Origin of the sequence: Agrobacterium sp. MS2 (genome assembly GCF_003261015.1) — a bacterium.
Lineage (GTDB): Bacteria > Pseudomonadota > Alphaproteobacteria > Rhizobiales > Rhizobiaceae > Agrobacterium > Agrobacterium pusense.
On sequence record NZ_QLNF01000045.1, the window covers coordinates 1 to 10,275 of the forward strand.

11 protein-coding genes and 1 pseudogene are annotated in these 10,275 nt (G+C 55.7%); 9 read left to right on the top strand and 3 right to left on the bottom strand.

Going from position 1 to position 10,275, the window contains the following annotated elements; all coding sequences use genetic code 11:
- Positions 1–72: 72 nt before the first annotated feature.
- From DOU54_RS15135 to DOU54_RS15170, 8 genes and pseudogenes are all read left to right on the top strand, one after another.
- Positions 73–915 (top strand): annotated as a pseudogene (locus DOU54_RS15135) (ABC transporter substrate-binding protein); the annotation flags it as partial.
- A 67-nt stretch (positions 916–982) separates the two neighbouring features.
- Positions 983–1,870, top strand: a complete 888-nt coding sequence (locus tag DOU54_RS15140) for a branched-chain amino acid ABC transporter permease (RefSeq protein WP_082186143.1) — start codon at positions 983–985, stop codon at positions 1,868–1,870.
- Positions 1,871–1,877: 7 nt separating this feature from the next.
- Positions 1,878–2,861 (top strand): branched-chain amino acid ABC transporter permease, encoded by a 984-nt coding sequence (locus DOU54_RS15145; protein ID WP_082186308.1) that lies wholly within the window; start codon positions 1,878–1,880, stop codon positions 2,859–2,861.
- A gap of 24 nt (positions 2,862–2,885) precedes the next feature.
- A complete protein-coding gene (locus tag DOU54_RS15150) occupies positions 2,886–4,319 on the top strand; it encodes an aldehyde dehydrogenase family protein (RefSeq protein WP_113381670.1) in 1,434 nt (477 codons plus the stop codon).
- 12 nt (positions 4,320–4,331) lie between these two features.
- Positions 4,332–5,078: an electron transfer flavoprotein subunit beta/FixA family protein gene (locus DOU54_RS15155; protein ID WP_046802313.1), complete on the top strand. Its 747-nt coding sequence runs from the start codon at positions 4,332–4,334 to the stop codon at positions 5,076–5,078.
- Positions 5,079–5,102: 24 nt separating this feature from the next.
- Positions 5,103–6,041: an electron transfer flavoprotein subunit alpha/FixB family protein gene (locus DOU54_RS15160; RefSeq protein ID WP_062654024.1), complete on the top strand. Its 939-nt coding sequence runs from the start codon at positions 5,103–5,105 to the stop codon at positions 6,039–6,041.
- Entirely contained in the window at positions 6,038–7,702 is a 1,665-nt protein-coding gene (locus DOU54_RS15165; protein WP_113731522.1) for an electron transfer flavoprotein-ubiquinone oxidoreductase, read from the top strand. The genes DOU54_RS15160 and DOU54_RS15165 overlap by 4 nt, the downstream gene beginning before the upstream one ends.
- A gap of 350 nt (positions 7,703–8,052) precedes the next feature.
- Positions 8,053–8,481 (top strand): MarR family winged helix-turn-helix transcriptional regulator, encoded by a 429-nt coding sequence (locus DOU54_RS15170; RefSeq protein WP_113731523.1) that lies wholly within the window; start codon positions 8,053–8,055, stop codon positions 8,479–8,481.
- Between the two features lie 9 nt (positions 8,482–8,490).
- Here the strand turns inward: DOU54_RS15170 and DOU54_RS15175 are convergent, their stop codons facing one another.
- The 3 genes from DOU54_RS15175 to DOU54_RS28160 all read right to left on the bottom strand — a co-directional run bounded on the left by DOU54_RS15175 (position 8,491) and on the right by DOU54_RS28160 (position 9,957).
- Positions 8,491–8,901, bottom strand: a complete 411-nt coding sequence (locus DOU54_RS15175; protein WP_113731524.1) for an ester cyclase — start codon at positions 8,899–8,901, stop codon at positions 8,491–8,493.
- 118 nt (positions 8,902–9,019) lie between these two features.
- Positions 9,020–9,280 carry an alpha/beta hydrolase family protein gene (locus DOU54_RS28155; protein WP_286079917.1) on the bottom strand — a complete coding sequence of 87 codons (261 nt, stop codon included), beginning with the start codon at positions 9,278–9,280 and terminating at the stop codon, positions 9,020–9,022.
- Positions 9,280–9,957 carry an alpha/beta hydrolase family protein gene (locus DOU54_RS28160; protein ID WP_286079918.1) on the bottom strand — a complete coding sequence of 226 codons (678 nt, stop codon included), beginning with the start codon at positions 9,955–9,957 and terminating at the stop codon, positions 9,280–9,282. The genes DOU54_RS28155 and DOU54_RS28160 overlap by 1 nt, the downstream gene beginning before the upstream one ends.
- Before the next feature lie 137 nt (positions 9,958–10,094).
- On the opposite strand from DOU54_RS28160, the gene DOU54_RS28470 reads away from it, so the two are divergent.
- The coding region (locus tag DOU54_RS28470) for an AraC family transcriptional regulator N-terminal domain-containing protein (RefSeq protein WP_210206206.1) at positions 10,095–10,275 on the top strand (181 nt) is incomplete at its 3' end.

Genomic DNA, 10,275 nt, shown 5'->3' on the forward strand with positions numbered 1-10,275 from the left:
TGGCCTGTCTCTGAAATCGAGGCGCTTATGCCCTGGAACTTCAAGCCCCACGCCCTCGGCTAACCGCTTACAATAGTCTCCGCGGGCGGGTCGTCCGACCTCACCGGAAGCAAATGTAACGCGAATACCATCCATTGGACTTATGACACTTGGGCACTAGGTCATGGAACAGGTAGTGCACTTGTCAAGCAAGGCTATGACAGCTGGTATTTCGTTACAGCTGACTACGCATTTGGCCATTCCCTGGAACGAGATACTGCTGCTTCCGTGAAGGAAGCTGGTGGTAAGGTTCTCGGTCAGGTGCGTCATCCTTTCCCAGGACAAGATTTCTCGTCTTATTTGCTCCAAGCGCAATCGTCTGGCGCGAAAGTTATTGGCCTGGCTAATGCAGGCGGCGATACAATTAATGCAATCAAGCAAGCATCAGAATTTGGTATTACGCAGGGAGGCCAAACCTTGGCAGGTCTACTTGTGTTCATCAGCGATGTTCACGCGCTCGGCCTGCAAACTGCGCAAGGCTTGGTACTAACAGAAGCGTTTTATTGGGATCAAAATGATTCAACTCGCGAGTGGTCGAAACGGTTTGCCGACCGTTTTGGTGGAACGATGCCAACCATGGCGCATGCTGGCGTGTATTCAGCGGTGACACATTATCTCAAGTCAGTCTCCGCGCTGAACTCGAAGACGACCGCTGACGTGGTCAAATTCATGAAGGAAACGCCGACGGACGATGTCGTGCTCGGAAAAGGAAAAATCCGCGAAGACGGTCGGCGTGTGCAAGATATGTACCTGTTCCAGGTGAAAAAGCCTGAGGAATCTCAGGGTCCTTGGGATTACTACAAGTTGCTTGCAACTATTCCGGCAAAAGAGGCCTTCCGTCCTATCGAGGCTGGCGGCTGCAACTTGATCAAGTAATCAGAGCGCGACCAGGTCTCTTGCTTTCGCGCGGTACCTGGTCCGTTCGTTTCGATTGGATGCGACGATGTTAACAATACTTGGTGTGCCGACAGCGGCTCTGTTCGGGCAACTGTTACTTGGTCTGATTAACGGGGCCTTCTACGCGACTTTGAGCCTTGGTTTGGCAATCATATTTGGATTGCTAAACATCATCAACTTTGCCCATGGCGCACAATACATGATGGGTGCGTTCATGGCGTGGCTGTTGTTGAATTATCTTGGGATTGGCTACTGGCCGTCCCTGATCATAGCGCCGTTGATCGTAGCTGTTCTGGGCATGATTATTGAGCGGTTGTTGCTCTCAAGACTTTACAAACTGGATCACCTTTACGGTCTCCTTCTCACGTTTGGTCTCGCATTGATAATAGAGGGCCTGTTCAGAAACGCATACGGCGTGTCGGGCTTGTCATATCAAGTTCCCGCAATGTTGAGTGGGGGCGTAAATCTCGGTTTTATATACCTGCCGTACTACCGCGGTTGGATAGTTGTCGCCTCATTGTTGGTATGTATCGCGACGTGGCTCGTGATCGAGAAGACCAGACTTGGGTCGTTCCTTCGCGCGGCTACTGAAAACCCGGAGCTCGTGCAGGCGTTCGGTATCAATGTACCGTTGATCATAACGCTCACCTACGGTCTTGGAGTGGCGTTGGCTGCTTTCGCAGGTGTGTTGGCCGCACCTGTATATGCCGTAAATCCCAACATGGGCGCGAACCTGATTATCGTTGTATTCGCGGTGGTGGTTATCGGTGGAATGGGGTCGATTTTCGGCGCGATTATTACTGGCTTGAGCCTGGGAATTATCGAAGGTCTTACCAAGGTTTTCTATCCCGAAGCTGCATCTACGGTGATCTTTGTGATCATGGCTATTGTCCTGATGATCAAACCATCAGGTTTGTTTGGCAGGAGCGTTTGAGATGGCTATGAACATCATTTCACAGGAAAATGCAGGCTCTAAAAATTGGCTTCAAACGAGCTCATCCACGCTTATCAAGTTTGGAATACTACTCGTTCTGCTCTTGATGGCACCGCTTGTCGTATATCCAATATTCGCGATGAAGATCCTATGCTTCGCATTGTTCGCAGCGGCATTTAACCTTCTCCTCGGCTACGGAGGACTCTTGTCCTTCGGCCATGCCGCCTTTTTCGGATCGGCGAGCTATATCACCGCATATTCTGCAAAGGTTTGGGGGATGTCTCCCGAAGTTTCAATCCTCATCGGCGCAATAGCGGCGGGGGGGCTGGGCCTAGTCTTTGGTAGCTTGGCTATCCGCCGACAGGGCATCTACTTCGCGATGGTTACCCTCGCCCTAGCGCAAATGGTTTACTTTGTCGCTCTACAGGCTCCGTTCACCGGAGGAGAAGACGGTATCCAGGCTATACCCCGCGGAGCGCTCTTCGGCATCGTTGATCTAAGCAGTGACGCATCGATGTACGCCCTGGTAGCAACGATATTTTTCGGTTCTCTACTCGTCATCCATAGGATCGTGAATTCGCCGTTTGGACGAGTGCTGCATGCAGTCCGTGAAAACGAGGCACGCGCGATCTCGATGGGGTACGAGGTGCAGAAGCATAAGCTAACTCTGTTCGTCCTTTCGGCAGTTCTGTCCGGCTTGGCGGGGGGAATGAAGGCGATCGTCTTCCAGTTGGCTTCTTTGACCGATGTTTTCTGGACTATGTCCGGCGAGGTGGTGCTCATGACGCTGATAGGCGGGGTCGCGACATTCTTTGGACCACTGGTCGGAGCGGCTCTTATTGTCGCACTTCAAAATTATTTAGCCGACTTTGGAAGCTGGGTGACGATCACCCAAGGTGCCATCTTCGTCGCCTGCGTGCTTCTGTTTCGCAAGGGTATTGTCGGATTGGCTATCGAACGGTGGACGAAGCGCTCTTCCACAGCGTCTTAACTTTCAGTCATATCGGAGAATATCGTGACTTTTTTCCAGAACTTAGTCGGTGGCGCATGGGTCGGCAACGAAGCGTCCAAAAACGTGAACCCATCCGATATCAATGACGTAGTTGGCGAGTTTGCTCGCGGCTCCGCCGAGGACACCCGGGATGCTATAGCTGCGGCGAAGGCTGCCTTTCCGGCATGGTCTCGTTCCGGCATTCTCGAGCGCCACGCGATCCTTCGAAAGACATCAGATGAGATCCTCTCGCGAAAGGACGAGCTCGGCCGCCTGCTTTCGCGCGAGGAAGGCAAGACCCTGGCGGAAGGAATCGGCGAAACAGTGCGGGCCAGCCAGATATTTGATTTCTTCGCGGGTGAATGCTTGCGGCTTGCGGGGGAGGTGCTTCCCTCGGTGCGCCCGGGCGTCGGAGTGGAAGTCACGCGCGAGCCGATTGGGGTCGTCGGAATAATCACGCCCTGGAACTTTCCGATCGCAATCCCTGCATGGAAAATTGCTCCGGCGCTCTGCTACGGCAACACCGTTGTCTTGAAACCAGCCGACCTCGTACCAGGCTGCTCTTGGGCCATAGTCGACATTCTGGTGCGGGCCGGGTTGCCTGAAGGCGTTTTGAACCTTGTTATGGGGCGTGGGTCAGTGGTGGGGCAGGCCATGCTCGACAGCTCAGATGTGGATGCATTGAGTTTTACCGGGTCTACCGCGACGGGTAAGCGTGTGGCGCTCGCTTCTATTGAGCATAACCGAAAGTTTCAGCTTGAGATGGGCGGGAAGAATCCCTTCGTTGTGCTCGACGATGCAGATCTCGATGTTGCGGTGGAGGCTACCGTCAATTCGGCGTTCTTTTCCACCGGTCAGCGGTGCACAGCCTCGTCTCGCATCATCGTGACGGAAGGCATCCATGATCGCTTTGTCGCTGCCGTCTGCGAGCGACTGAAGAGGGTGGTTGTGGGTGATGCGCTGAATACAGGAACTCATATCGGCCCTGTTGTCGATGAGAACCAGCTTAAACAAGACACTGATTACATCGAGATCGGCAAGGCAGAAGGGGCGAAGCTTGCTTTCGGTGGCGAGCTACTGAAACGAGAAACGCCTGGCTTCTACCTATCACCAGCCCTTTTCACAGAAGCGACGAATGAGATGCGCATCTCGCGCGAAGAAATCTTTGGGCCTGTGGCCGCAGTTATCCGCGTCAAGGATTACGAGGAAGCACTCGCAGTAGCTAACGACACGTCCTTCGGACTGTCCTCGGGCATCGCGACCAAGAGCCTTAAGCATGCGATGCATTTCAAGCGAAATGCGGAAGCAGGCATGGTCATGGTGAATTTGCCGACAGCTGGCGTAGACTTCCATGTTCCGTTCGGCGGTCGCAAGGGATCGTCTTTTGGTCCCCGCGAGCAAGGCCGTCACGCCGCCGAGTTCTACACAACGGTGAAGACCGCCTACACGCTGGCCTGAGGAGAACCCACTATGAAAGTATTGGTCGCAGTTAAACGAGTTGTCGACTACAACGTGAAAATTCGCGTGAAATCCGATGGCACGGGCGTTGAACTTGCCAACGTTAAAATGTCGATGAACCCGTTTGACGAAATCTCCGTCGAAGAGGCTCTTCGCCTGAAGGAAGCTGGCAAGGCCGAAGAAGTGGTCGTTGTGTCGATTGGTCCGGCCAAGGCGGAAGAAACGTTGCGTACGGCGCTCGCCATGGGTGCTGACCGCGCCATCTTGATTGAAACCGATGAAACGGTTGAGCCGCTGGCGGTTGCCAAGCTGTTGAAGGGCGTGGTTGACGCTGAAACGCCGGATCTTGTGATCCTCGGCAAGCAGGCAATCGATGACGACAGCAACCAGACCGGCCAGATGCTGGCAGCATTGCTCGGCTGGGGTCAGGGCACCTTTGCCTCCAAGGTCGAGATCGCGGACGGTTCCGTTGCGGTCACCCGCGAAGTCGATGGCGGTCTGCAGACCGTTTCCCTGAAACTGCCTGCCATCGTCACCACCGACCTTCGTTTGAACGAGCCACGTTACGCGTCGCTGCCAAACATCATGAAGGCCAAGAAGAAGCCGCTGGACAAGAAGACCCCGGCTGATCTCGGTGTTGATATTGCACCGCGCCTCAAGGTTTTGAAGACCGAAGAACCGGCTGGCCGCAAGGCTGGCGTCAAGGTTGGCTCGGTCGCAGAGCTGGTATCGAAACTCAAGGCCGACGGCGTATTGTAAGAGACGGATAAGGGAGATTTTATTATGGCCATTCTTCTTCTGGCAGAACACGACAACGCAACCCTTTCCGACCAGACAGCAAAGACGCTGACCGCAGCTGCCAAGATCGGCGGAGACGTGCATGTGCTGGTGGCTGGTTCCGGTGCCAAGGCTGCAGCCGATGAAGCAGCAAAGCTTTCCGGCGTTGCCAAGGTACTTCTTGCTGATGACGCATCCTACGCAAACCAGCTGGCAGAACCGCTTGCTGCATTGATCGTATCGCTGAGCGGTTCCTACGATGTCATCATCGCACCTGCGACGGCATCGGCCAAGAATGTTGCGCCACGCGTTGCAGCCCTGCTCGACGTTGCACAGGTTTCGGAAATCACCGAAGTGGTGTCCGCTGACACCTTCAAGCGTCCGATCTATGCTGGCAACGCCATCCAGACCGTACAGGCAACTGACGCCAAGAAGGTCGTCACCGTGCGTACGGCCTCGTTCGCTGCGGCTGCTGCCGGTGGTTCTGCTGCCGTTGAAGCGGTTGCTGCTGCTGCCAACCCGGGCGTTTCGTCCTTCGTATCGGATGCGCTGGCATCGTCTGACCGTCCTGAACTGACATCTGCCAAGATCATCATTTCCGGTGGCCGTGCACTCGGTTCGTCGGAAAAGTTCAAGGAAGTTCTTCTGCCGGTTGCTGACAAGCTGGGCGCTGCCGTTGGTGCATCGCGTGCGGCTGTTGACGCCGGTTACGCACCAAACGACTGGCAGGTTGGCCAGACCGGCAAGGTGGTTGCACCGCAGCTTTATATTGCCGCTGGCATTTCCGGTGCCATCCAGCACCTGGCCGGCATGAAGGACAGTAAGGTCATCGTGGCCATCAACAAGGACGAAGAAGCACCGATCTTCCAGGTTGCTGACTACGGCCTGGTCGGGGACTTGTTTGACATTTTGCCCAAGCTAGAACAGGCGGTCACAGCCTCATGACAGATCAAGCTGTCCGCTTTCCTGAACGCGAGTCGATGGAATTCGACGTTGTGATTGTGGGTGCCGGTCCTGCGGGTTTGTCAGCGGCGATCCGGCTGAAGCAGATCAATCCTGAGCTTTCAGTTGTCGTTCTGGAAAAGGGCGGCGAGGTCGGCGCGCATATCCTGTCGGGTGCGGTGGTCGATCCTGTCGGTATCGATCGCCTGCTGCCCGGCTGGCGTGAGGAAGAAGGCCATCCCTTCAAGACTGAAGTCAAGGACGACCAGTTCCTGTTTTTAGGCCCTGCCGGCTCGATCCGCCTGCCGAACTTCGCCATGCCGCCCTTGATGAACAATCACGGCAATTATATCGTCTCGCTCGGCAATGTCTGCCGCTGGCTGGCGGGCCACGCAGAAGCACTTGGCGTCGAGATCTATCCGGGCTTTGCCGCCAGTGAAGTGCTTTATAATGATGAGGGTGCCGTCATCGGTGTCGCCACCGGCGACATGGGCATCGAGAAAAACGGCGAGCCCGGCCCGAACTATACACGCGGCATGGAACTGCTTGGTAAGTACGTGCTGATCGGTGAAGGCGTGCGCGGGTCGCTGGCCAAGCAGCTGATTGCCAAGTTCAACCTGTCGAAAGACTCGGATGTCCAGAAGTTCGGCATTGGCCTGAAGGAACTCTGGCAGGTGAAGCCGGAGAACCACAAGCCGGGTCTGGTGCAGCACTCCTTCGGCTGGCCGCTGGGCATGAAGACCGGTGGCGGCTCGTTCCTCTATCATCTGGAGGACAATCTGGTGGCCGTCGGTTTCGTGGTGCACCTGAACTACAAGAACCCCTATCTGTTTCCGTTCGAGGAATTCCAGCGCTACAAGACGCATCCGGCGATTGCGCCAACCTTCGAAGGCGGCAAGCGCTTGTCCTATGGCGCCCGCGCCATCACCGAAGGCGGGTATCAGTCCGTGCCCAAACTGACCTTCCCGGGCGGTGCGCTGATCGGCTGTTCGGCCGGTCTGGTCAATGTGCCGCGCATCAAGGGCAGCCACAATGCGGTTCTGTCCGGCATGCTGGCGGCAGACAAGATCGCCGAGGCGATTGCCAGCGGCCGCGCCAATGACGAGGTGATCGACATCGAAAACGAATGGCGCGCCAGCGATATCGGCAAGGATCTGAAGCGCGTTCGCAACGTCAAGCCGCTGTGGTCGCGGTTCGGCACGGCAATCGGCGTCGGGCTTGGTGCTCTGGATATGTGGATCAACCAGATATTCGGCACATCACCCATCACGCTGAAACACGGCAAGACGGATGCTGAGAGCCTTGAGCCTGCGGCAAAACACAAAGAGATCGATTATCCGCGCCCGGATGGTGTTCTGACCTTCGACCGCCTGTCATCGGTGTTCCTGTCGGGCACCAACCATGAGGAAGACCAGCCGGTGCATCTTCATGTCAGGGACATGGATCTGCAGAAGCGCTGCGAGCATGATGTCTATGCCGGCCCGTCGACACGTTACTGTCCGGCCGGGGTTTACGAGTGGGTGGAGAAGGACGGTCAGGACGTCTTCGTCATCAACGCGCAGAACTGCGTGCACTGTAAGACCTGCGACATCAAGGACCCCAACCAGAACATCAACTGGGTGCCGCCACAAGGCGGCGAAGGGCCGGTCTACGCCAATATGTGAACCCTAAAAACGAGATGGTGGCGGTTCTGCGCGCCACCAGCCGAATCAAAAGGAGTGTTCCATAATAAGGGTTATGTGATACGTTATAACATAACCTCTCATTAAGTCTTCTCCTTTTGCTACGGCTGGTTTCGGCCCAAACCGGTCATTGGCGGTCGATCCGATGGCGCAGCTCCGCGCCGCCATGTCGAAGATCGAAGGTGACCGCGTCTTGACCGAAGCCAGTCCGTCTGCTTCCCTTCTCAGGGGCCGCCAATCCCTATAGTGCCTGTTTCAGGCAATTATCCCGTGCACTGGCAAGGGTTGCGGAGTGGCTGGCTTGAGGTCGTGTCAGAAATGGAAATCGTGAATTGAGCGCCTGTAACCCGATAGATGCTCACGCGCTTGCCGAAGCTTTACGTGTCGCGCTCAGCAGATTCATCCGCGGCGTAAAAACCGGAGCACAGACACCGACAACCTCGCAGTCGGAGACATTGTCGCTTTTGGATAGGGAAGGGCCGTTGAGCGTCGCCCAACTGGCTGACCGCCGCAACGTTCGCCACCAAAGCATGCGACTGGTTGTCGGTCAGTTGGAAACAGAGAAGCTGATCGGCAAGACGCCCAACCCGGCGGACCGGCGCAGCGAACTTCTTTTCCTCACTGAGGAGGGGCACGCGAGCTTATCCCGCGCCCGCCAAGCCCGAACGGCGCAGATCGCCGAACGGATCGAGGAGCGTCTATCTGAAGAGGACAGGCAAACGCTCGACGCGGCCATCCGTATCATCGAGCGGCTGTGCTAACGGGACCGATCAACCTTTGGACAGGGTGGCGATCACGTTCGACAGCGTGTTCAAGCCCCAATGCTCCGCATATCTGCCGCCTTCAATGCGTACGATGTCGATGACGCTGATAGTCAGCTCTCGTCCTGTCGCCGGAACGCCGAGCAGAGTGCCAGAGTGAATTCCGCTAATGGTCTTTCGGGTGGTGACCTTGTCTGCCTCGGCAATCTGCTCATGGATCACGACCTTCAGGTTCGACAACGCAGGACGCAACACCTTCTCAAACGTGTTCCACATGCTCTCAGGACCCTGCGGCATGCCCGGGGGAGCGGCGTGATTTATGAAGTCAGGAGACATCAGGGCGTGAAATGCCACCTCGCTTCCATTTTGGATCACTTCGATGTTGAAGCGGCGAACCACTTCCTTGTTCTCATCCGACATGGTCGACCTCCAAGGCTCCGTGATATATACAGTTTAACTGTATATATCACGGATAGGCCATTTTGGATTCGTTTGCAATCAGGGTCATGGCTAGACCATGCCAAACTTTCGAAGTTGTTTAGTGCATGTACTGATTGAACCATGCGATCATGCGTTCAGGCTTCCGCTGGAAATACAAGTAGCCGTCCCAGCGTGACGAGGTGCCCTCGATCCATATCAGTTCCTTCTCCGGAATGGGGATGTTGTCGAACATGCCCTGGATGTCGTCCGGCCTTGTCAAGGCGTCGTCCTTCACCTGATAGAGAAGTGTTGGGATACGGACGTGTTTTGCGAATGGTACCGGAGACATCTCGTCTAGCCTGAAGCTGTTGATCGCCATCAGCTCCTGCTCAACGATCCCGATGTGCTCATCCAGTCCCATCGCCGCAAGAAGCTGTTCGATCGCCACACGCACAGACAGAGGCTGTGGGCCACCATGCAGCGAATTCCTTCAAACGTATCAGGAGACTCTGCCATGGCGTAGATCGTTGCATTGCAACCCTGGCAGCGACTGAACAACCCAAGGGTCATTCCTTTGAGCCGTGGATCCGTTCGAGCATACTGGATCGATCCCAGAACATCTCGCGCTTCGAGACGGCCTCCGCTGCTGATCCCACCATTGGCGCTGCCACTCTGTCCGAGATTGCGCATGTCATAGGCGAGCACATTGTATCCTTCGTCGTGCAGGATCTTGTAGTCCGGGACGTAATTCACCTCGAATGCGTTGAGAGGGCCGCCGATCGACTTCCAAGGTTCGAGGTGGGCAGGCAGACCATAGCGGTTGAACCAGAGGGGGTGATTGGCGATGACGAGTTTGTCTGATCCCTCACATGGGATGAACCAGGCCTCAAGCGGCACTCCGTCAAGCGAGAGAAAGGAAACCCTGTCATACTTGAGACCATAGTCCTCTGGGCTCTTGAGCAGAGGTGCACGGATCGGGTAGCCAATCTGTGCGGCTATTCCTTTGAGAATTTTTCGTGTTTCGTCCGAAGCGGGGGTTTCAACAACATGGGTCATGGTGTTCATCTCCTTCAGTGGTAACACCGACGGATGTGGGGGCATGTGGACGCATCCATGAGCCAGATCCTGCCTTCGTCTTGCCCGATCCTGCCAATTCTGCCGTTATTGTTCATGTTCCATGATTAGTCATCGCTATGAGCCTACCAGAACTGCGCAATTTGACTGACCGGCTTAGCAAGCACGCCGCACTCCCGAACCTCATCCCGAACCTCGCTCTTCGCAGGGCCGAGCGAACGACCGGCTACGAGGCGCTGATGTATGAGCCGATGATCTATTTCGTGCTTCAGGGAGAAAAGCAGCTCTCTATTGGCCGCA

What these genes read in the sequence shown, in the direction of transcription:
- DOU54_RS15140 (WP_082186143.1), top strand. Translation starts at nt 983, where the DNA reads ATGTTAACAATACTTGGTGTGCCGACAGCGGCTCTGTTCGGGCAACTG.
- DOU54_RS15145 (WP_082186308.1), top strand. Translation starts at nt 1,878, where the DNA reads ATGAACATCATTTCACAGGAAAATGCAGGCTCTAAAAATTGGCTTCAA.
- DOU54_RS15155 (WP_046802313.1), top strand. Translation starts at nt 4,332, where the DNA reads ATGAAAGTATTGGTCGCAGTTAAACGAGTTGTCGACTACAACGTGAAA.
- DOU54_RS15160 (WP_062654024.1), top strand. Translation starts at nt 5,103, where the DNA reads ATGGCCATTCTTCTTCTGGCAGAACACGACAACGCAACCCTTTCCGAC.
- DOU54_RS15165 (WP_113731522.1), top strand. Translation starts at nt 6,038, where the DNA reads ATGACAGATCAAGCTGTCCGCTTTCCTGAACGCGAGTCGATGGAATTC.
- DOU54_RS15175 (WP_113731524.1), bottom strand. Translation starts at nt 8,901, where the DNA reads ATGTCGGATGAGAACAAGGAAGTGGTTCGCCGCTTCAACATCGAAGTG.
- DOU54_RS28155 (WP_286079917.1), bottom strand. Translation starts at nt 9,280, where the DNA reads ATGGCGATCAACAGCTTCAGGCTAGACGAGATGTCTCCGGTACCATTC.
- DOU54_RS28160 (WP_286079918.1), bottom strand. Translation starts at nt 9,957, where the DNA reads ATGACCCATGTTGTTGAAACCCCCGCTTCGGACGAAACACGAAAAATT.